We start from the raw sequence: 18,419 nt of genomic DNA, 5'->3' as shown, positions 1-18,419 counted from the left end.
GCATGGACAACCTGTCCCGCCGCGGGTTGCTGACCGGTGCCGGCGCGGTAGTTGCCGCCGGCACCTTCGGCGTACCGGCGGCCACCGCCCGGACCCTGTCCCTTCCGCCCTCCAAGCGCTTCAAGATGAGCGCGACGACCAACGAGTTCTTCCGCAGCCAGCCGCTGCGGGACGCGACCGTGATGCAGTCCTTCGCGTTCGACACCCCCAACAACCGCCTGTTCGCCGCCCAGTTGCGCGGCGGGAGCGGTGCGAACAGCGGCGATCTCGCGCTGACCCAGCTCGACTTCTCCGGCAACCAGCTGGGCTACATGTACCTGACCGGGTTCGGCCACGCGGTGTCGATCGGCGCGGAGGCGTCCGGCAGTACGACGTATCTGTGGACCGAGACCGACGTCGACACCACGAACGGCCGCGGCCGGCAGATCTGCCGCTTCCCCTGGCAGAACGGGAAGACGCTGACCTCATCGGCGGTGACGAAGTGGAAGCCGGTGGCCGGCGGAAGCGTCTTCACCCCCGCCGTGGACCAACGCTTCAACCAGCTGGGCGTCCGGCACTCGCTGTCGGACGGGATGCACATCAACGTCTACTCACTGGCGGCCGCCCGAGCCGGCGACTTCTCAACAATCCTCGCGTCCTTCAAGCAGCCGGCCCTGACACCCGGCATCGACTTCCAGGGCTGGGCCCTCTACGGCTCGTACGCCTACTTCTGGGAGGGCGAGGCCTACCCTGGCGAGCCCGACGAGACCCAGGCGACCTCCAAACTCTGGTGCTACGACATCAACGCCGGCGAACTGGTCGACTCCTTCCTCACCCTCGCCGGCAAATCCCTCACCTACCGAGAACCAGAAGGCATGGCCGTCTACGGCTCCACCGACGCCACCGCCCGCCTCTTCTTCGGCTTCGCCTCCGGCGTAACCGGAGACCGCCGAGCCAACCTCTTCTACCGCAACGACCTCATCTGATCAGCCAGCCAGTTGAAGCTCTGTAGTGCCGTGGTGGGTGACTCGGACGGTCCAATCCGCAACAGCGGGCCGTCCGATCGCCCGCCAGTCGTGGTCTGTCTGCTCGACCTCGGACCAGAGGTCACGACTGCCGATGAGATGGACGGCGGTGTCGCGGACCTGAGCCCAGCTACCGTCGGCGGCGCTCAAGGTGATCTCGCCGTCATGGCACCAGAACCAGACGTCGGGATGGCGACGCCAGAAATACAGACCGAACGACGGGTCGTCGAAGATCGCCGATGAAAGCCCGGCCGTTCGTGTGACCAGGAGTTCAGCTCTCCGCTGGTGCTCTTCGAGGGTGAGCTCGGGGAGGCGCTGGCCGTCGTCGGCGTACTGCGGGAGTTTGCGCGCGCTCATGAAGAATCCGCGGGGTGGCATCAGCCGTCCCGTCGCGCCGCGGCCGTCCTCGTCGATCGTGAGCTTGGCCCAGGCACCGATCTGACTGTTCGAGGGTGGTCGGAGATCGGTCAGGACCAGTGCGCCGGGCTTAGCCAGCTTGATCCACTCTGTCGGAATGTTGTCGACGGCATGCGTCGCGAGAATGCGGTCGTAGCCGTCGGGAGTTGGCGTGGTCGGCGGGTGGTATCCAAGTTCGGCGAGGCGCCTCAGTGCGGAACACCGTAGTTCAGGATCGATCTCGATCGTGGTGACCGCTTCGTCCCCGAGCAGGTGACAGAGGATCGCGGCGTTGTAGCCGGTGCCGGTGCCGCTCTCGAGGACGGTCATGCCTGGTTCGATCTCGAGTTCCTCGATCATGTCGGCCATCACCGACGGCATCGACGAGGACGAACTCCACACGAAGCTGTCGGGCTGTCCTTGCACGGGTTTCGTCTGCGTCATCAACGCCTGATCGGTGTAGACGGCTTGCAGGTACTCCGGGTCCGACGGGCCGATGGTTCCGTCGAGGCGAGTGTCGCCGGCGAGGTCGGTGTCCAAACGCAGATATTCAGGTACGAAGAGATGCCGGGGTGTCTCGGCGAACGCGGCGCGCAGGCGAGGGTCGTCGAGGTGACCCTTTTGAATGATCGAGGCAACCAGTTCGCGGGCCAGTTGCTGCCAGGTCGGGTCTGTCATCGAGTAATCTCCAGAAGGTCCGCGAGTGCCGCCGTCATCGGCAGCCCGGTCTCGAGTTCGAGCCAATGCCACTGACCGGCGGTGTTGCATTCGTACCAGACCCACGTGTTGTCGTGACTGAGCCCGAAGTCGAAGGCGCCGAACAGCAGCCCGAACCGGTCGAGGTAGCGCCGGCATCGCCGTTCGACGTCCTCGGGAGTGTCGATCACCGTGTAGCTGACTTGCTCGTAGTCACGACGCCAGTCGAGGTAGGGCGAGTCGATCCGCACGCTGAAGATCTGGTTGCCGATCACAGTTGTTCGTACGTCGGCGACCTTGTCGACTCGGCGTTGGAACAGATGCAAGGTCAGGCCGAGGCTGTCGTCGAGATCCGCAACGTGTACGTCATCAACCCAGATCGCGGCCACGTTCCCATCGGGGCCAACGAGGTCGGTGTTGTGTAATGGCTTGTAGACGATCGGTCCGTGTTCTTTGGCGAAGGCGCGGGCGTCGTCGACCCGGTTGGTGATGATCGTCGGCGGGATCAGGAACCCTGCTGCGTGTGCGACCGTCAACTGAGTGGGTTTGAACTCTGCCTCCAGCGTCCGCCAGAGGTGGTTGACCCAGCGGCCGCGCACACTCGCGACGATGCCTGCCATACCGTGCCTCGCCTGTTCCTTCGCGAACTGTCCGTCGTGCTCTGTCATCGTCGGCGGGGCGGTGTACGACGACGGGCGCCGGTAATACACCGATCGCACCGAGCCGAGGTCCACAGTCCTCGTGTCGGTGTGCAGAAGACTGCCTGGGGCACCGACGTGTGCCGTCACCCCCAGATGGCCGGTGAGTACATCGGCCGGATCACAGCGGAACACAGGGAGGCCGCGGTCGTTCAGCTCGCTCACCACCACGTCCGACGTCGGATCGTCCGCGCAGGTCAGGACCAGGATCGGCCCGTCGATGCCCATCAGTCGGGAACGTACTCGACGACCTTGGTGTCATCAGGGCTGCCGGGTCTGGATCCGTCGCCACCACCTGTGGGAAGACTCTTGAACTGCGCGCGCTGCGTGCCGTGCTTAGGAGGCCCGGCCTGCACGATCTGCCCGGCCGGATCGCGGTAGATGCCGAGTTGGGTGACCGGGTCAATGGTCGCGGCGGTCAACAGCGGCGCGTCGCTGTCAGGCAGTGGCTTGCATTCGGTGGCGCGGCATACGCCCCACGGGCGAAGCGAAACAGTCATCGTGCAACTCCTCCTACTCGTCGTATCTGTGTGCTGGTTCGATGGCGAGCCGGCGTCCAGGCAGGCCCTTGATTCGTTGGCGGATCGCGTCCGCGTACTCCTCGGCCAGCGGGGCCGACGCGAAGTGTTCCTCGATGAGCTGGCTGCCGAGCCGCAGGCGAACTGCCCACAGGTGGGGTGGCTCGGGGTCAATCGGATCTCCGTCGAGCCGCCGCTCGCCGCGAAGCCAGCCCTCGAACGCCCAGCGGTTCTCGGTCGGGCATCGTTCGACGTACTCGCGGATCTGTTCCTCACTCAGCACGACGGCACTTCCGGATCGTCGTGGCGTCCCCACGCGGACGCGTGCAGTATCGGCCAGCCGCGGTCGGTGCGTTGGATCCGGGCCGGGTCGCATGGCGGGTCCAGGAGGTTCCGGATTGCGCGGATGGTCTGCTCCGGTGGACCTTGCTCGTCGAGAATTCGTCGTACGCCGGTAAGGACGTCTTGCGGTCGGTGATCGGTCATTCGCGGTACCCCGTCGTACGGAATGGCTGCTTGGAACGGCCAGGACGACGGGGCAGGAGAAAACGCACCCGCCTGCGCACTCGGGGCTCACCCATCGCCCTGACCTACCCACAACCCTGCCGCCGACCATCCACCCGAACCACCGAGACGATCGGTGATCCTTTCGCTGATTCTTCCCCGTCGAACGGGGACGTTTCGTGGCATCATGGGTACGGTGAGTGTTGATCCCGTGGCCAGGTCCGGTACCGGACCAAGCCTGCGGCAGGCGCGCAGACAGTGGGCGGCAGACCTACGCGTGCAGGGATCTACCTGGGTCGAGGTCGCCGAGGCATTCGCCGAGGGGTACGGCGTCAACCCGCGCGTAGCGTTCCGTATGGCGCATGGCTGGAGCCAGCGTGTGGCCGCCGAGCAGTGGAACCAGCGTTGGCCGGACGAACCGAAGACCTTCAAGAACTTCTCGTACTGGGAACAGTGGCCGGCCACGACCGGCTACGCACCATCACTGGATGTCCTCTCCAGGCTGGCGCAGCTGTATCAGTGCTCGGTGGCCGACCTCGTCGTCGATCTCGCGGACTTCCGCGAGATGGATTCCGCGCATACGGCGGGTGGGAGCCTGACGGGCCTGTGGCGCTCCTCGTACGCCTACTTTTCGACGGGACGAGGCGAAGAACTGCACGGCGAGCACACCCTACGGCTGCGCCACACCGGAGGCCGGATCGTTGGCACCAGCGAGCCTGGTGACCAGGAATCGCGGCTCGCCTTGGATCTGTCCCTCCGGGGCGCGATCGCCACCGGAACCTGGACGGAACGAACCTCAGCCCGGGGCTACTACCGGGGCGCGGTCTATCACGGAGCCATCCAACTCGTCGTCAGCCCGCACGGACGCGCGATGACCGGTCAGTGGCTCGGTTTCGGCAAGCAGTTCAAGGTCAACTCCGGCGACTGGCGCCTCGACTGGCTCAACGACTGAGTTCACACGGGTGGCAACTCAGCCGATCCACTGATCAGAGCAACAATCGTCGTACCCGGAGCGTAGGTCCCGCGCTGCACCTGGTCGAGGAGCGCGTACATCATCTTTGCCTCGTAAACCCAGTCCAGCAGCAGGCCATGCCTCGCCTCGAACTCCTCGACGAACGCATCAAGTTCGGCTGTCCGCTTCGCATAGCCGCCGAAGTGGTAGTCGCACTCGAGCCTCCAGACCCCGACCCGCGCACCGTACGCCGACGCCTGCAGGTCAACGATCTCCTGCTCCAGGTAGGCCCCGCCCTTCACCACCGGCACCCCGACAGCAGACTGCTGGGGACCCAAACCTGCGGCGACCCCGGCCAGAGTCCCGCCCGTACCAACGGCGCAGAACAAGACGTCGAACGGCACCGCCACTTCAGCTGGGATCTCCGCGCATCCAAGGACTGCCTCCCTGTTGCTTCCCCCTTCCGGCAGGAGATAGAACTCGCCGAACTCCCGGCGTAAGTCGTTGACCACGGCGCCGGATGTCTTCGCGCGGTAGCTGGTCCGGTCGAGATAAGTCAGTCGCATGCCGCGACGTACGGCGTACGCAAGAGATGGATTCAACGGCAGATGTTCCTCGCCGCGAATCACTCCGATCGTGTTGAAGCCTTCGTAGTACCCTGCCGCAGCAGTTGCGCGGATGTGGTTCGAGTAAGCGCCACCGAAAGTCAGTAGCGTTTCGTGGCCGAGGTTCCGCGCTGCGGCAATGTTGTACTTCAGCTTTCGCCACTTGTTCCCCGGAAACTCCGGGTGAATCAGGTCGTCCCGCTTCAGCAGAACGCCCACTTCAGCGGCAACCAGACGATCATCATGAAGCTCCAGCACAGGTGACGGCACCCGAACGCGCACCGAATCGAAGTCACCCACTACCCCACGATCGCACAGGATCCCCCTGGAGGTGGTGCGAGCGCTCGCTTGCTGTCGGCGCGGATCGCGGTCGGGCGACCGACGCCGGGCAGGTCCGTGAGCTCACCGCAGGCCAGGCCAACTGGGGATACAGACCAAGCGGCCAAACACCCAATGACTCTATATTTCCTGTCTTTTCTCTTTCAGTATCTCTTCTTGATTCGTTGCCTGCATGCCTTGAACCAACCCTTGCCTGAGTTACTGGGCGACGCCGTACAGGCGGTCGCCGGCGTCGCCGAGGCCGGGGACGATGTAGCCCTTGTCGTTCAGGTGGGAGTCCATGCCGGCGATGACCAGGTTGCACGGGACGTGGAGGTTGGTGAGTTCGCGTTCTACGCGTTCTACGCCCTCGGGTGCGGCCAGTAGGCAGATGGCGGTGATGTGGTCGGCGCCGCGATCGACCAGGAACTGGATGGCGGCGGCGAGGGTGCCGCCGGTGGCCAGCATCGGGTCGAGGACGTAGCACTGGCGGCCGGAGAGGTCTTCCGGGAGGCGTTCGGCGTACGTCGACGCGGTCAGGGTCTCCTCGTTGCGCACCATCCCGAGGAAGCCGACCTCCGCGGTCGGGAGCAGCCGCGTCATGCCTTCGAGCATGCCGAGGCCGGCCCGCAGGATGGGGACGACGAGAGGCTTCGGCGCGGCGAGTTTCACGCCCTGCGCCTCCGCGACCGGGGTCCGTACCGTGACCGGGCCGGTCCGCACGTCCCGGGTCGCCTCGTAGGCGAGCAGCGTGACGAGCTCCTCGGTCAGCCGCCGGAACGTGGGTGAGTCCGTGTGCTCGTCGCGCAGCGCGGTGAGCTTGTGGGCGACGAGCGGGTGGTCCACGACGAGGATCTGCATAAGCCCGAACGGTACCGTCGGCGATTCGCGGCGGGAAAGCGCGCTCGCTGCCAAACTGGAAAGTGCATTGGATTCTGCCCTGTTCGCCCACCAGGGAGTGACCCGATGACCGAGAAGACGCCCGAGCAGCTCGACCGCCTGCGGCGCCGTGCGGCGTTCCTGCGGGAGCGCGAGGAGGCGGCGGCCCTGCGGGACCGGATCGCGCCCCGGCGGGCCCGGGTCCGGCAGCTCCGCGAGGCGATGCGCAGAGCGACGTACCATCACTGACCGCGAGATGCCCCGATCGACCTGTGTTGGCGGATCTGATACCACAACGAGATCGCCTGGCAAGCTGGAGTCTGGGACGATGAGCCGGTGTCCGATGCCACGGCTATGACCGACCTCGACTGTGCGGTTGCGGCCTACCTGGAGGACGGGCACTGGACCGTCACCCCGCTGGTCCTGCGCGGTGACCTCGACCTGTCCACGCTGGTCTCCGCCCTGCGCCGGTACCCGGGCGAGGCGGGCGTCCTCGGGATGGTCTCGGTCGACGAGGACTTCTTCGTCCTGGTCCGGGTGGACGGCGGCCGTGCGCGGTTCCTGATCTCCGACGTGACGGCGGCGACCGAGTGGCCGCTGGCCCGGCAGGTCGTGGACGAGCTCGACATCCCGCTGGCCGATGACGACGACGAGCAGGTCCCGGCCGGCGACCTGGCGATCGTGGCCGACCTCGGGATGACCGCGATGGATCTCGGCGCGCTCTGCGACGACGTCGACCTCTACCCGGTGGAGATGCTCGAGGAGATCGCCGAGGCGCTTGGCTTCGGCAACCAGTTCGACGACGCGATCGAAGCCGTTGGCTAGTCCGGTCCTGCGGCAGGCGTGGTCGCGGTTGATGACACTGGCGCTCGAGGAGGCCGAGCGGGCGCTGCCCGACGTACCGATCGGTGCGCTCGTGGTGGACGCCGACGGGCAGATCATCGGGCGCGGGCACAACGAGCGGGAGCTGACCGGCGACCCGACCGCGCACGCCGAGATCCTGGCGATCCGGGAGGCGGCCCGGCACGTCGGCGAGTGGCGGCTGACCGGCTGCACACTGGTCGTCACGCTGGAGCCGTGCACGATGTGCGCGGGGGCGATCGTGCTGTCCCGGCTGGACCGGTTGATCTTCGCCGCGTACGACGAGAAGGCGGGCGCGGTCGGGTCGCTGTGGGACGTCGTACGGGACCGCCGGCTCAATCACCGGCCCGAGGTGGTGGGCGGTGTGATGGCCGACGAAGCGGGCGCGCGGCTCCGCGATTTCTTCATCGGGCACCGACCTTGATATTGTCCTCGGCGGTGGCGTGTCCGAGCGGCCGAAGGAGCGCGCCTCGAAAGCGCGTGACGGGCAACCCCCGTCCGAGGGTTCAAATCCCTCCGCCACCGCCAACCGCCCCTCGGGGCGGCAGATAGCCGGAGACCCTGATGCTGTGTGATGCGTCAGGGTTTTCGTCTCTCTGGACCTGACTCGGGACGCTCGGCGAGAGGGCCCCTATGGATGTTGCGGAGCTCGACGGCATTCTGCTGGCGGGTGCGGCGGTTCTGCTGGTCGCCGTGGTCGCGGTGCGGCTGTCCGCGCGGCTCGGGCTCCCGTCGCTGTTGATCTACCTCGGGATGGGGCTGCTCCTGGGGGAGTCGGGGCCGGGGCACATCCACTTCGAGGACGCGCAGCTGGCGCACGCGCTGGGCTTCGCGGCGCTCGTGGTGATCCTGACCGAGGGCGGCCTGACCACCCGGTGGAACGAAGTACGCCCGGTGATGCCGCTCGGGCTGATGCTCGCGACGGTCGGCGTCGCGGTCAGTGTCGGGGTCGTCGCCTGTGTCGCACATTTCGTCCTGGGGCTGAGCTGGCAGCTGTCGGTGCTGCTCGGGGCCGTGACGTCCCCGACGGACGCGGCGGCGGTGTTCTCGGTGCTCAGACGCGTGCCGATCCGGCCGCGGCTGCGAGGCGCGCTGGAGGCGGAATCCGGTCTGAACGACGCCCCGACCGTGTTGCTCGTCACACTCGTCAGCACCGGCGAGATCGGCGACAAGGGCCTGTTGTGGTTCAGCGGCCTGGTCGTGTACGAGCTCGTCGTCGGCGCGCTGTTCGGGCTGCTGATCGGCTGGGTGAGCGTCGGCCTGATCCGGCGGATGGCACTCGGATCGGCCGGCCTGTATCCGCTCGCGGTGCTGTCGGTGGCCTTCATCTCGTACGCCGGGGGCACGGTGCTGCTGCACGTGTCCGGGTTCGCGGCCGTGTACGTGACCTCGCTGGTGCTGGGCCGGGCCGAGTTGCCGCACCGGATCGCGACCCGGTCGTTCGTCGACGGGATCGCCTGGCTGGCGCAGATCGGGCTGTTCGTGATGCTCGGGCTGCTGGCGTCACCGGGCGAGTTCGAGCTCAATGACGTCCTCGTCGCGCTCGTGATCGGGGTCGCGGTGACGGTCGTCGGGCGGTTCGCGTCGGTGGCGATCTCGGCGGCGCCGTTCCGGCTGCCGTGGCGGGAGCGGACGTTCATCTCGTGGGCGGGCCTGCGCGGCGCGGTGCCGATCGTGCTCGCGACCATCCCGCTCGCCGAGGGAGTGCCGCAGGCGGGCCGGATCTTCGACGTGGTGTTCGTGCTGGTGCTGCTGTTCACGCTGCTGCAGGGGCCGTCGCTGCCGTGGCTGGCGAAGCGGCTGAAGGTGCTCGACGAGAACGCGGCGCACGAGGTCGACATCGACGTGGCGCCGCTGGAGTCGCTCGGCGCGGACATGCTCCAGGTGTTCGTCCCGAGCGAGTCCCGGCTGGCCGGCGTCGAGATCGGCGAGCTCCGGCTGCCGGCCGGCGTCTCCGTCTCGCTGGTGATCCGGGGTGAGCGGGCCTTCGTCCCGGATCGGCGTACCGTGCTCCGGGCCGGTGACAACCTGCTCGTGGTCGCGCCCAGCCCGGTCCGTGAGCAGACCGTACGCCGCCTCCGCGCCGTCTCCCGGGCCGGCCGGCTGGCCGGCTGGTTCGGCGAACGCGGCCGCGAACAGCACTAGGGCACGTCTTCCGAGCCCGCCACTAACGCGCGACGCCGCCGCGATCGACTAACGCGTCGCCGCGGCGATCACCTTGGTCAGGCGGGCGTGCAGGTCCATGAGTTCGTCGACGTCCATGCCCAGCCGCTCGACGATCGCCGGCGGCACTTCCAGCGCCTGCTCGCGCAGCGCCCGACCCTTGTCGGTGAGGGCGACGGCGAGGGAGCGCTCGTCGGCCCGCGAGCGGTCGCGGCGCAGCAGACCGGCGGCTTCGAGGCGCTTGAGCAGCGGCGACAGCGTCGCGGGCTCGAGCTGCAGCATCCGGGACAGGTCCTTGACCGAGACCGGCTCGAACTCCCACAGCGCCAGCATCACCAAGTACTGCGGGTGGGTGAGGCCCATCGGCTCGAGGACTGGGCGGTAGAGCGCGATGACGGTCCGCGCGGCGACCGCGAGACCGAAGCAGACCTGGTGCTCCAGCGCGAGGGGGTTGTCCGGCGGCGTGATCTTCGTCCCTGCCATACGGTTAGTGTAGCAACATTATGTACACTAACTATTAGCGCGATAAGTCAGTGAGGGAGCGATGACGCAGGTGATACGACGCCGGACCCCGCGGCCGATGAACATCGAGACCGTGCAGCGATGGGTGGTGTCGGCCATCCTCTTCCACGTCGGCAGCGTCCCGGCCGTCACCCTGGCCGTCTACAGCATCGGTGTCGCCGGCGACGACTTCGGCAAGGGTATCGGCCTGTGGCTGATGTCGGGCGTGATCGGCGTACTCACCGCGGTCGGGATCCTCGCCATCCACCGGCGCAGGCTGGTCTCGGCCTGGCTGCTGCCGGGCATCCTCCCGACCGCGGTCACCGGGTTCTTCATCTTCTGACCGCGGCCGGACGCCTCAGTTCGGGTTCTGGCCGGAGGGGATCGGCTGCGGGCTGCGGACCACCGGGAGGCAGACCGTGCTGCCCGGGGCGACCGATACCGACGGGATGCCCTTGAGCTTCACCGAACCGAAGCCGGCGCCGATCACCAGATCGACGGTGTGGTCGGTGCGGCCGTCGGCGATCAGCTGCGCCTTCTGGTTGAGCTGACCCGCGACCAGCAACATCTCCGGCGCGTCCTCGCTCGCGCCGCGCAGCGCCACCACCTCGGTCTTGTCGCCCTTGGGTTCGTTGGCGACCTTGTCGATGTTGAACCCGCGCTGCTTCAGCACGTCCGCGACCCGGCCGGCCGAGCCCGCGCGGGCGCCGCCGTTGTAGACGTTCAGCACGACCTGCTTCGGGACCAGGCGGTTGTTCGTCAGTTTCTGTTCGGTACAGGTCGGCTCGGCGCTGCTGTTCATCAGCGAGTTCCAGCCCCACCAGCCACCGCCGGCGAGGATCCCGAGCAGGATCACCATCGTGATCGGCGTGCGCCACCGGAGCCGCGAGTGCGGTCTCGGTTGCGGATGAATCGCTGTCACTTGCTCCTCCCCCCGTGAGCGGCAGCCATGGTCAGTCCACTACCAGTACCCGTGCATGCAGGACCTGACGCTGCTGCAGCGCGGCACGCAGCGCGCGGTGCAACCCGTCCTCGAGGTACATGTCGCCCTTCCACTCCACGACGTGGGCGAACAGGTCGCCGTAGAAGGTCGAATCCTCGTCGAGCAGCGCGTTCAGGTCCAAGGTGCCCTTGGTGGTGACAAGCTCGTCCAGCCGCACCTGCCGTGGCGGCAGCGAGGACCAGTCCTTCGGCCGCAGGCCGTGGTCCGGGTACGGCTTGTCGTCCCCGACGCGCTTGAAGATCACCCCCCGAAGTCTAGCCGGATCACAGGTCGTCCGAGAGGTCACAAATGTCACCGGAATAGTCCGGTCCACCGACTCAACCTTTCCGGGCCGCCCGGCGTCCTACAGGAACAGGGAGCAGTGAGCGCGGATCCGCGCTCACCAGCCAGGGGGTGAACGGTATGCGAATTCTTCCGAAACTCGGCCTCGCGACCGCGGCGATCACGCTGATCGGGCTCGGTACGGCGGTCCCGGCCGAGGCGATCACGGTGTCCCAGGTGAAGGCCGCCCAGGCCCGCCTGAACACCCTCGGCTGCACGTCCGGGCCGGTCGACGGCAAGGCCGGTGCGATGACCCAGGCGGCCACGGTGCGGTTCCAGTCCGCGAACGTCCTGAGCCAGACCGGGTCGCTGAACAGTACGACGTACGCGCGCCTGATGGCCTCGACCGCGAAGCGCTGCGACGTCCGCGCGGTGCCGCGCCGCTCGGGGACCGGCCGCCGGATCGTCATCAGCCAGACGCAGAACTGGGTGTGGCTGATCGATGCCCGGGGCAAGGTCGTCCGGCAGGGCGGGATCATCGACAACCCGACGTACCTGAAGGCGGGGACGTACACGAGCGGCTCGAAGTGCGGCCGCCCGGCGCGGGTCCTGCGGAACACCGACGGCGGCCGGCTCTACCTGAACCACTTCGTCCGCTTCGCGCCGTGCGGCGTCGGCTTCCACCAGATCCCGACGTACAAGTCGAACGGGCAGCAGATCCACGCCGACTGGCTGCTCGGCACGAACTACCGCGCCTCCCACGGCTGCATCCGGGTCTCGGCCTCGATGTCGACCGCGATCTGGTCCTTCGCGGCCGGCGCGACGCGCGTCGTCGTGATGCGGTGATCGGGGGACACCTTGTCCACCGTCCGGAGGATGCCGGCGCGGAGATGACCTCCCTAGGCTCGAGCGCGACCTGCCATCGATCTCTGGGGAATCATGCTGGGCTCCGTGCGGCTGAGGCCGCCCACCACTGCTCTTGACCGTCGTGTGATCGCTGTCTGGCGAGTGAACTCGGCGCTGGTCTTCGTGCCGCCGGTCCTCGTCCTGGTATTGCTGGGCCTGCTCATCCCGCCGGCCCGGTTCTGGCTGCTGGCGCCTGCTGTGCTCGTCGCGGTGGTCGCGCTGCCGTTCCTGACTGTGCTGCCGTCGTGGTGGTACCGCGTGCACCGCTGGGAGGTCACGGACGACGCCGTCTACGTACGCGTCGGCTACTTCTGGCAGGAATGGCGGATCGCGCCGATGTCGCGGATCCAGACCGTCGACACGCTGCGTGGCCCCGTCCAGCAGCCGTTCGGGTTGTCGACCCTCGTCGTCACGACCGCGTCGGCCAAGGGCGCGCTGAAGATCCGTGGTCTCGACCATGACGTCGCCGCTGAATTGGCCGAGCAGTTGACCCGGATCACCCAGGCGACGCCTGGGGACGCGACATGAGTACCGGCGCCTGGCAGCGGCTCGACGCGAAGGCCGTCGGTGTCGCCGCGCTCGCGGGTGCCGGCATCGCGGTCAGTGCCGGTGTCCCGACCGCTCTGGGGATCGCGGCCGGTACGTCGATGCCCGTCGCGCTGGCGTGGGTCCTGCCGCCGGCGGCGCTGATCGTGCTGGTGGCGGCCGCTGTCGAGTACGCACGCTGGCGGCGTACGCAGTACCGGATCGGTGCCGCGCGGGCCGAGCTGCACACCGGAGTCGTCGTACGGCGCCGGCGGTCGCTGGCGCGCGCGCGGATCCGCAGCGTGGACGTGACGGCGAACCCGGTCCTGCGGGTGTTCGGACTGGTCGCGGTGAAGATCGGTACCGGCGAGCACGCGGACGCCGGCGAGGGAACGCTGACGATCAACCCGGTCACCCGGGCCGAGGGAGAGCGGCTGCGGGCGGAGCTGCTCCAGGGCGTCGAAGGCGAGGCGGACAGGACACTGGCCGCGCTCGACCCCGCCTGGATCCGGTACGCGCCGATCTCGTTCCTGGTCCCGGCCCTCGGTCTCGGAGCGGGCGGCATCGTGATGGAGGTGTCGCAATGGTTCACCCTCCAGGACGAGCTGATCGACTGGGTCCGCGGCCTGTTCAGCGGCGTACCTCTGCTGGTGACGATCCTCGTGCTGGCAGCGGTCCTGGTGGTGGCCGGCGTTGCCGGATCGCTGGGGCTGTTCGTCGAGATGTGGTGGAACTACCGGCTGGACCGTGGGCCGGGAACCCTGCGCGTACGGCGGGGTCTGCTGACTACCCGCTCGGTCTCGATCGAGGAGCGGCGGCTGCGCGGTGTCGAGGTGGTCGAACCGCTCGGCGCGCGCCTGGCCGGGGCGGCCCGGGTGGACGCGGTGGCGACCGGACTGGTGCAGCAGAAGGACGGCGAGAAGACCGATCACAAGACCCTGCTGCCCGCGGCGCCGAAGGATGTCGCCGAGCGGATCGCTGCGGAGGTACTACGGGAGCCGGTCGCGCCGATCACGTCGGCTCGATTGACGCCGCATCCGCGCGCGGCTCTCGGTCGCCGGATCCGGATGGCGCTGACCGCGACCGTCGTACCGCTGCTGGTCGTCGCAGGCCTGGCGCGGTGGGCCGACGTCCTGCTGCAGCTGGCGATTCTGCTCGCGATCATTGCGTTGCCGGCGGCCGTCCTGCTGGTACGGGACTCGTACCGCGCGCTCGGGCATGGGCTCACGGGCAAGTATCTGGTGACCAGGTCCGGATCGTTGCGGCGGTCAACCGTGGCGCTGCAGCGCGACGGCGTGATCGGATGGCGGGTCCGGCAGACCGTGTTCCAGCGGCGGCTCGGGCTCGCGACCTTCGGTGCACTCACCGCTGCCGGAGCGGGCGTGTACGCGGTCCGCGACGCGGACGCCGACGAGGGACTGGAGTTCGCACAGGAAGCGGTGCCGGGTCTGCTGGAGCCGTTCGTCGAGCGCGGATGACCCCGCAGGTGCTCGGTGCGCACTAACATGCGCAGCGGGTAGTTCCGTCAACCGGGGAAAGGCGCGCCAGATGGCCGAGAAAGCCGACGTCGTGGAGACCGTCAAGCAGGGGTACGCGTTCGAGGGGCCGGCGCTCGAGCTGGGTGCGTTGTTGGTCGACGGCGAGCCGAACACGGAGGCGGCGGTCCGGATCCCGCTGGGGATGATGAACCGGCACGGCCTGGTCGCGGGTGCCACCGGTACCGGTAAGACGAAGACCCTGCAGTTGATGGCTGAGCAGTTGTCGGCGGCCGGTGTCGCGGTGTTCGCCGCCGACATCAAGGGCGACCTGTCCGGCATCTCGCAGCCCGGTGAGAGCAGCGACAAGCTGCTGGCCCGGACGAAGACGATCGGCCAGGAGTGGACGGCGACCGGCTTCCCGACCGAGTTCTACGCGCTCGGCGGCCAGGGCAGCGGTATCCCGATCCGCGCGACGATCACGTCGTTCGGCCCTGTGCTGCTGTCCAAGGTGCTCGGGCTCAACGACGTCCAGGAGTCGTCGCTCGGGCTGATCTTCCACTACGCCGACAAGGCCGGGCTGACCCTGCTCGACCTCAAGGACCTGCGGTCGGTCATCCAGCACCTCACGTCCGACGAGGGCAAGGACGACCTGAAAGAGCTCGGCGGTCTGTCCGCGGCGACCGCGGGCGTGATCCTGCGGGCGCTGATCGGGTTCGCCGACCAGGGCGCCGAGGCGTTCTTCGGCGAGCCGGAGTTCGACACCGCGGACCTGCTGCAGCAGCGCGACGGCAAGGGTGTCGTCTCGCTGCTCGAGCTGCCGAACCTGCAGGACCGGCCGGCGCTGTTCTCGACGTTCCTGATGTGGCTGCTCGCCGACTTGTTCCACGACCTGCCCGAGGTCGGCGACGTGGACAAGCCCAAGCTGGTGTTCTTCTTCGACGAGGCGCACCTGCTGTTCAACGACGCGTCCAAGGCGTTCCTGGACGCGATCGCGCAGACCGTCCGGCTGATCCGGTCGAAGGGTGTCGGCGTGTTCTTCGTGACCCAGACGCCGAAGGACGTGCCGGACGCGGTGCTGGCGCAGCTCGGCTCGCGGGTGCAGCACCAGTTGCGCGCACACACGCCGAACGACGCGAAAGCCTTGAAGGCCACGGTGTCGACGTTCCCGAGCTCGGCGTACGACCTGGGCGAGGTGCTGACCCAGCTCGGGATCGGCGAGGCGATCGTGACCGTGATGAACGAGAAGGGTGCGCCGACCCCGGTCGCGTGGACGCGGCTGCGGGCGCCGCAGTCGCTGATGGCGCCGGCGTCCGCGGAGCAGCTGACCGCGGCCGTGCAGGCCTCGGCGAACAACGCGAAGTACTCGCAGACGATCGACCGCGAATCGGCGTACGAGCTGCTCGCGGCGAAGGTGCAGGTCGGCGCGGAGCAGGCCGAGGCCGAGAAGCAGCAGCAGGAAGAGGCCAGGCAGCAGGAGGCGCCGCGGCCGCGGGCGCAGAAGCAGGAGAAGTCGATGGTCGAGCAGGTCATCGGCTCGTCCGCCTTCAAGCAGTTCGCCCGGTCGGCCGGCCGGGAGATCGTCCGGGGTCTGTTCGGCGCTGCCCGCAAGCGTCGCTGACGGTCCGGATTTCCCTTGTCCGCAAGGGAGAACGCGGGCCTGGTTGTTGATCAAACGACTGACTGAGCAGTGACGCCGATCGTTTCCAAGTCGTCATCCACAGCCGCGCCGTCACCGATTGGGAGCTGACGCCCGCACGCCGTACCGTGTGAGGTGATGGTTGCACAGAGTAGGCGGGCGATGCGTTCCTGGGCGCTCTGGACCCTGACGGTCCCGGCGTTCGCCGTTGTGGTGCTCGTCGACCTGGCCGCGATCGGGTACGGCGTGCGCGCGTTCACCGAGGTCCCGAGCTGGCGCGGCCTCGACGTCGTGTTCGCGCTGACCGTCTCGGCGCTGATCTCCGTCGAGGGCGCGCGCCGGGTGGAGAGCCGCCGGCGGCGCGGCGGAGCGCTGCACAAGGACCTCTCCCCGGCCTGGATGATCGCCGCGTCGGTCATCCTGCACCCGGCGCTGGCGATCCTGGTCGTGGTGCTGCTGCGGATCTGGTGGCGGATCCGGGCCGGCAAGTGCATCCCGTACCGGTGGGCCTTCTCGACCGCCGTGCACGTCCTCGCGGTCGGCGCCGCGCACTCGGTCTTCGTCTCGGCCCGGGGGATGACCGGTGACAGCGGCCTCGGCCTGGTCGTCGCGATGGCCGGCGGCGCCGTCGCGTACGTGGTGACCGACACCTTGCTGTGCGGGCTCGCGATCTCGCTGATCATCCCGGGCAGCAACCGGCGCGAGACCGTCGGCGGCCTGGACGACCTGTGCACCGACGCGACCGCCGCCACCTTCGGCTGCCTGCTCGCGGCGGCCTGCCTGATCACCCCGTGGTTCGCGTTCGTCGCGATCCCGATCACGCTGACCGCACAGCGCGCCCTGCTCCTCGGCCAGCTCGAGACCGAGGCCCAGACCGACCCGAAGACCAGCCTGACCCGGGTCGACTGGTGGCGGCGCCGGACCGAGCACATGCTGCGCAGCTCGCGGAACCAGCACGAGCCGATGGCGGTGCTGCTGATCGACATCGACCACTTCAAGCAGGTCAACGACCGGCACGGCCACCTGGTCGGCGACGAGGCGTTGCGCGCGGTCGCGACGATCCTGCGCAGCGCGATCCGGGCCAAGGACGTGATCGGCCGGTTCGGCGGCGAGGAGTTCGTGATCGCGCTCCCGGACACCGGGCTCGACGAGGCCACGGTGACCGCCGACCGGCTCCGCAACGCGGTCGCCAACAGCCCGCTGGCCGCGATGTGCGCCGGGGTGCTGGACGACCCGGACCTGGACCCGGACACCTTCCAGCTGACCGTCAGCATCGGCGTCGCGGTGTATCCGGCTGACGGGACGACGGTCGACGACCTGCTGCTGGGCGCCGACCGCGCGATGTACGCCGCGAAGGCCGCCGGCCGGAACCGGGTCCGCCTCGCCGCCGACACCGTCCCGCTGCCCCGGCTGACCGCTTCCACCCAATTCGTGGAACAGACAGAACCTTTGGCTCCTGCCCGGCGTCCTGTGAGGTGAGGACGGCAGGACGGAGCTCAGATGGCGGCCACGGGGAGTCGTGACGACGACTTCACGGCATTCGTGCTGGCCAGATCCGCGCGTCTGGTGCATTTCGCGCGGGTGCTCTGCGGTGATGCCGGTCTCGCCGAGGATCTGGTGCAGACCGCGCTGGAGAAGGCGTACCTGCGCTGGGACCGGATCGAGATGGCGGACCCGTTCGCGTACGTGCGGCAGGCGGTGGTCAACCAGCACCTGTCGTGGGTCCGGCGACGGCCCTGGCGCGAGCGGCCGAGCGGTGACACGACCGAGCTCGAGCTGCTCCTCGAGGCGGACGCCGATCCGAGCGGTGGGGTGCACCGGCGGGTCGCGGTCGGGGCCGCGCTCGCCACGCTGAGCCGGCGCGAGCGCGCGGTCGTCGTCCTGCGGTACCTCGAGGACCTGACCGAGCGGCAGACGGCCGCGGTCCTCGGCGTGGCGATCGGGACGGTGAAGAGCGCGAACGCGCGAGCCCTGGACAAGCTGCGGGCCGCGCCCGAGCTGAGCGGTGTGGGGGAGCGGGCATGAACGACGAACGGGCGGAACTGCTGCGGACCGTGCTGGCGCCGGACGACTCGATCGCGCCGCTCGATCCGGCGCGGGTGATCGCCGGTGCGCGGCGCCGGCGGGTCCGGGGCCGGATCGGTGCTGCCGCCGCGTCGGCCGCCGTCGCCGGGGTGATCGCCGTGACGGTGATCGCCGGGCTGCCGCGGGCCGACGTACCGCAGCCGGCCGGGCCCGGTCCGGCCGTGCCGCTGCCGCCGAGTACGCCGACGCCGAGTACGCCGACGCCGGTTCGTGCGCCGGTTCGGACGCCGTCGGTGCGACCGACGCCACCGCCCAGCGCGACGCCGACGTTTCCGTCCCGGCGGACGGTGGGGCCGACGAGCGTGCCGACGCTCGGCACGCCGCCGGGGCCGCGCGGCGACCGTACGACGCCGGTGCGGCCGGCCACCCCGTCGACTCCGCCGACGCGGACGCCGGACTGAGTCGACGCAGAACCTTTTCGTTGCCCCGG

At 68.7% G+C, this 18,419-nt stretch carries 23 protein-coding genes and 1 tRNA gene; 15 read left to right on the top strand and 9 right to left on the bottom strand.

Annotated features, from left to right (window positions below; genetic code table 11):
• Positions 1 to 2: 2 nt before the first annotated feature.
• Complete coding sequence (locus tag ABZW60_RS09175) at positions 3 to 965, top strand: hypothetical protein (protein ID WP_355475223.1); 963 nt, start codon at positions 3 to 5, stop codon at positions 963 to 965.
• On the opposite strand, the gene ABZW60_RS09170 is transcribed toward ABZW60_RS09175, so the two are convergent.
• From ABZW60_RS09170 to ABZW60_RS09155, 4 genes are read right to left on the bottom strand one after another with little or no spacing between them, the layout of a single operon-like run.
• Positions 966 to 2,168: a hypothetical protein gene (locus tag ABZW60_RS09170; RefSeq protein WP_355475222.1), complete on the bottom strand. Its 1,203-nt coding sequence runs from the start codon at positions 2,166 to 2,168 to the stop codon at positions 966 to 968.
• On the bottom strand, positions 2,075 to 3,022 hold the full coding sequence (gene tgmB, locus ABZW60_RS09165; RefSeq protein WP_355475221.1) for an ATP-grasp ribosomal peptide maturase: 948 nt from the start codon (positions 3,020 to 3,022) through the stop codon (positions 2,075 to 2,077). Before tgmB ends, ABZW60_RS09170 begins: the two co-directional genes overlap by 94 nt.
• A complete protein-coding gene (locus ABZW60_RS09160; RefSeq protein ID WP_355475220.1) occupies positions 3,022 to 3,294 on the bottom strand; it encodes a putative ATP-grasp-modified RiPP in 273 nt (90 codons plus the stop codon). The genes tgmB and ABZW60_RS09160 overlap by 1 nt, the downstream gene beginning before the upstream one ends.
• A gap of 13 nt (positions 3,295 to 3,307) precedes the next feature.
• Complete coding sequence (locus tag ABZW60_RS09155) at positions 3,308 to 3,595, bottom strand: hypothetical protein (RefSeq protein WP_355475219.1); 288 nt, start codon at positions 3,593 to 3,595, stop codon at positions 3,308 to 3,310.
• Positions 3,596 to 4,012: 417 nt separating this feature from the next.
• Between ABZW60_RS09155 and ABZW60_RS09150 the strand changes: the two genes are divergently transcribed.
• Positions 4,013 to 4,768 (top strand): hypothetical protein, encoded by a 756-nt coding sequence (locus tag ABZW60_RS09150; protein ID WP_355475218.1) that lies wholly within the window; start codon positions 4,013 to 4,015, stop codon positions 4,766 to 4,768.
• 2 nt (positions 4,769 to 4,770) lie between these two features.
• Here ABZW60_RS09150 and ABZW60_RS09145 read toward each other — a convergent pair whose 3' ends face one another.
• Positions 4,771 to 5,673: a pyridoxal-phosphate dependent enzyme gene (locus ABZW60_RS09145; RefSeq protein WP_355475217.1), complete on the bottom strand. Its 903-nt coding sequence runs from the start codon at positions 5,671 to 5,673 to the stop codon at positions 4,771 to 4,773.
• A gap of 237 nt (positions 5,674 to 5,910) precedes the next feature.
• Complete coding sequence (gene upp, locus ABZW60_RS09140) at positions 5,911 to 6,552, bottom strand: uracil phosphoribosyltransferase (RefSeq protein WP_355475216.1); 642 nt, start codon at positions 6,550 to 6,552, stop codon at positions 5,911 to 5,913.
• 105 nt (positions 6,553 to 6,657) lie between these two features.
• Here upp and ABZW60_RS09135 point away from each other — a divergent pair, with 105 nt between their 5' ends.
• From ABZW60_RS09135 to ABZW60_RS09115, 5 genes are all read left to right on the top strand, one after another.
• Positions 6,658 to 6,819, top strand: a complete 162-nt coding sequence (locus ABZW60_RS09135; RefSeq protein WP_355475215.1) for a hypothetical protein — start codon at positions 6,658 to 6,660, stop codon at positions 6,817 to 6,819.
• Positions 6,820 to 6,906: 87 nt separating this feature from the next.
• On the top strand, positions 6,907 to 7,395 hold the full coding sequence (locus ABZW60_RS09130) for a tRNA adenosine deaminase-associated protein (protein ID WP_355475214.1): 489 nt from the start codon (positions 6,907 to 6,909) through the stop codon (positions 7,393 to 7,395).
• A gap of 31 nt (positions 7,396 to 7,426) precedes the next feature.
• Positions 7,427 to 7,855 (top strand): nucleoside deaminase, encoded by a 429-nt coding sequence (locus ABZW60_RS09125; protein ID WP_355475213.1) that lies wholly within the window; start codon positions 7,427 to 7,429, stop codon positions 7,853 to 7,855.
• Positions 7,856 to 7,868: 13 nt separating this feature from the next.
• A tRNA-Ser gene (locus ABZW60_RS09120) sits at positions 7,869 to 7,959 on the top strand.
• Positions 7,960 to 8,064: 105 nt separating this feature from the next.
• Positions 8,065 to 9,576 (top strand): potassium/proton antiporter, encoded by a 1,512-nt coding sequence (locus ABZW60_RS09115; protein ID WP_355475212.1) that lies wholly within the window; start codon positions 8,065 to 8,067, stop codon positions 9,574 to 9,576.
• 48 nt (positions 9,577 to 9,624) lie between these two features.
• Here the strand turns inward: ABZW60_RS09115 and ABZW60_RS09110 are convergent, their stop codons facing one another.
• Entirely contained in the window at positions 9,625 to 10,077 is a 453-nt protein-coding gene (locus ABZW60_RS09110) for a MarR family transcriptional regulator (RefSeq protein ID WP_355475211.1), read from the bottom strand.
• 61 nt (positions 10,078 to 10,138) lie between these two features.
• Between ABZW60_RS09110 and ABZW60_RS09105 the strand changes: the two genes are divergently transcribed.
• Complete coding sequence (locus tag ABZW60_RS09105; protein WP_355475210.1) at positions 10,139 to 10,438, top strand: hypothetical protein; 300 nt, start codon at positions 10,139 to 10,141, stop codon at positions 10,436 to 10,438.
• 15 nt (positions 10,439 to 10,453) lie between these two features.
• Here ABZW60_RS09105 and ABZW60_RS09100 read toward each other — a convergent pair whose 3' ends face one another.
• The gene (locus ABZW60_RS09100; RefSeq protein WP_355475209.1) at positions 10,454 to 11,017 is read right to left on the bottom strand and encodes a LytR C-terminal domain-containing protein; all 564 of its coding nucleotides are present in this window, start codon (positions 11,015 to 11,017) and stop codon (positions 10,454 to 10,456) included.
• 31 nt (positions 11,018 to 11,048) lie between these two features.
• A complete protein-coding gene (locus ABZW60_RS09095; RefSeq protein WP_130386840.1) occupies positions 11,049 to 11,342 on the bottom strand; it encodes a type II toxin-antitoxin system VapB family antitoxin in 294 nt (97 codons plus the stop codon).
• A 158-nt stretch (positions 11,343 to 11,500) separates the two neighbouring features.
• Here ABZW60_RS09095 and ABZW60_RS09090 point away from each other — a divergent pair, with 158 nt between their 5' ends.
• The 7 genes from ABZW60_RS09090 to ABZW60_RS09060 all read left to right on the top strand — a co-directional run bounded on the left by ABZW60_RS09090 (position 11,501) and on the right by ABZW60_RS09060 (position 18,390).
• On the top strand, positions 11,501 to 12,205 hold the full coding sequence (locus ABZW60_RS09090) for a L,D-transpeptidase family protein (RefSeq protein WP_355475208.1): 705 nt from the start codon (positions 11,501 to 11,503) through the stop codon (positions 12,203 to 12,205).
• Positions 12,206 to 12,349: 144 nt separating this feature from the next.
• Positions 12,350 to 12,793 carry a PH domain-containing protein gene (locus ABZW60_RS09085; RefSeq protein WP_355475207.1) on the top strand — a complete coding sequence of 148 codons (444 nt, stop codon included), beginning with the start codon at positions 12,350 to 12,352 and terminating at the stop codon, positions 12,791 to 12,793.
• Positions 12,790 to 14,268, top strand: a complete 1,479-nt coding sequence (locus tag ABZW60_RS09080) for a PH domain-containing protein (RefSeq protein WP_355475206.1) — start codon at positions 12,790 to 12,792, stop codon at positions 14,266 to 14,268. Before ABZW60_RS09085 ends, ABZW60_RS09080 begins: the two co-directional genes overlap by 4 nt.
• Positions 14,269 to 14,338: 70 nt before the next feature.
• The gene (locus ABZW60_RS09075) at positions 14,339 to 15,886 is read left to right on the top strand and encodes a helicase HerA-like domain-containing protein (protein ID WP_355475205.1); all 1,548 of its coding nucleotides are present in this window, start codon (positions 14,339 to 14,341) and stop codon (positions 15,884 to 15,886) included.
• Between the two features lie 156 nt (positions 15,887 to 16,042).
• Complete coding sequence (locus ABZW60_RS09070) at positions 16,043 to 17,383, top strand: GGDEF domain-containing protein (protein ID WP_355475204.1); 1,341 nt, start codon at positions 16,043 to 16,045, stop codon at positions 17,381 to 17,383.
• 21 nt (positions 17,384 to 17,404) lie between these two features.
• Positions 17,405 to 17,929, top strand: coding sequence for a SigE family RNA polymerase sigma factor (locus tag ABZW60_RS09065; protein WP_355475203.1), 525 nt, complete (start codon positions 17,405 to 17,407; stop codon positions 17,927 to 17,929).
• The gene (locus ABZW60_RS09060; RefSeq protein ID WP_355475202.1) at positions 17,926 to 18,390 is read left to right on the top strand and encodes a hypothetical protein; all 465 of its coding nucleotides are present in this window, start codon (positions 17,926 to 17,928) and stop codon (positions 18,388 to 18,390) included. Before ABZW60_RS09065 ends, ABZW60_RS09060 begins: the two co-directional genes overlap by 4 nt.
• The last annotated feature ends 29 nt before the right edge of the window (positions 18,391 to 18,419 follow it).

The sequence above is a fragment of the Kribbella sp. NPDC003557 genome (assembly GCF_040610805.1).
In the GTDB taxonomy this organism is placed as follows: domain Bacteria; phylum Actinomycetota; class Actinomycetes; order Propionibacteriales; family Kribbellaceae; genus Kribbella.
This window is presented reverse-complemented; position numbering and strand designations above follow the sequence as displayed.

Coding starts and splice junctions, on each gene's coding strand:
- ABZW60_RS09070 (WP_355475204.1), top strand. CDS start 16,043: ATGGTTGCACAGAGTAGGCGGGCGATGCGTTCCTGGGCGCTCTGGACC.
- ABZW60_RS09105 (WP_355475210.1), top strand. CDS start 10,139: ATGACGCAGGTGATACGACGCCGGACCCCGCGGCCGATGAACATCGAG.
- ABZW60_RS09175 (WP_355475223.1), top strand. CDS start 3: ATGGACAACCTGTCCCGCCGCGGGTTGCTGACCGGTGCCGGCGCGGTA.
- tgmB (WP_355475221.1), bottom strand. CDS start 3,022: ATGGGCATCGACGGGCCGATCCTGGTCCTGACCTGCGCGGACGATCCG.
- ABZW60_RS09065 (WP_355475203.1), top strand. CDS start 17,405: ATGGCGGCCACGGGGAGTCGTGACGACGACTTCACGGCATTCGTGCTG.
- ABZW60_RS09135 (WP_355475215.1), top strand. CDS start 6,658: ATGACCGAGAAGACGCCCGAGCAGCTCGACCGCCTGCGGCGCCGTGCG.
- ABZW60_RS09060 (WP_355475202.1), top strand. CDS start 17,926: ATGAACGACGAACGGGCGGAACTGCTGCGGACCGTGCTGGCGCCGGAC.
- ABZW60_RS09115 (WP_355475212.1), top strand. CDS start 8,065: ATGGATGTTGCGGAGCTCGACGGCATTCTGCTGGCGGGTGCGGCGGTT.
- ABZW60_RS09160 (WP_355475220.1), bottom strand. CDS start 3,294: ATGACTGTTTCGCTTCGCCCGTGGGGCGTATGCCGCGCCACCGAATGC.
- ABZW60_RS09080 (WP_355475206.1), top strand. CDS start 12,790: ATGAGTACCGGCGCCTGGCAGCGGCTCGACGCGAAGGCCGTCGGTGTC.
- upp (WP_355475216.1), bottom strand. CDS start 6,552: ATGCAGATCCTCGTCGTGGACCACCCGCTCGTCGCCCACAAGCTCACC.
- ABZW60_RS09125 (WP_355475213.1), top strand. CDS start 7,427: ATGACACTGGCGCTCGAGGAGGCCGAGCGGGCGCTGCCCGACGTACCG.
- ABZW60_RS09170 (WP_355475222.1), bottom strand. CDS start 2,168: ATGCAACACCGCCGGTCAGTGGCATTGGCTCGAACTCGAGACCGGGCT.
- ABZW60_RS09110 (WP_355475211.1), bottom strand. CDS start 10,077: ATGGCAGGGACGAAGATCACGCCGCCGGACAACCCCCTCGCGCTGGAG.
- ABZW60_RS09075 (WP_355475205.1), top strand. CDS start 14,339: ATGGCCGAGAAAGCCGACGTCGTGGAGACCGTCAAGCAGGGGTACGCG.
- ABZW60_RS09090 (WP_355475208.1), top strand. CDS start 11,501: ATGCGAATTCTTCCGAAACTCGGCCTCGCGACCGCGGCGATCACGCTG.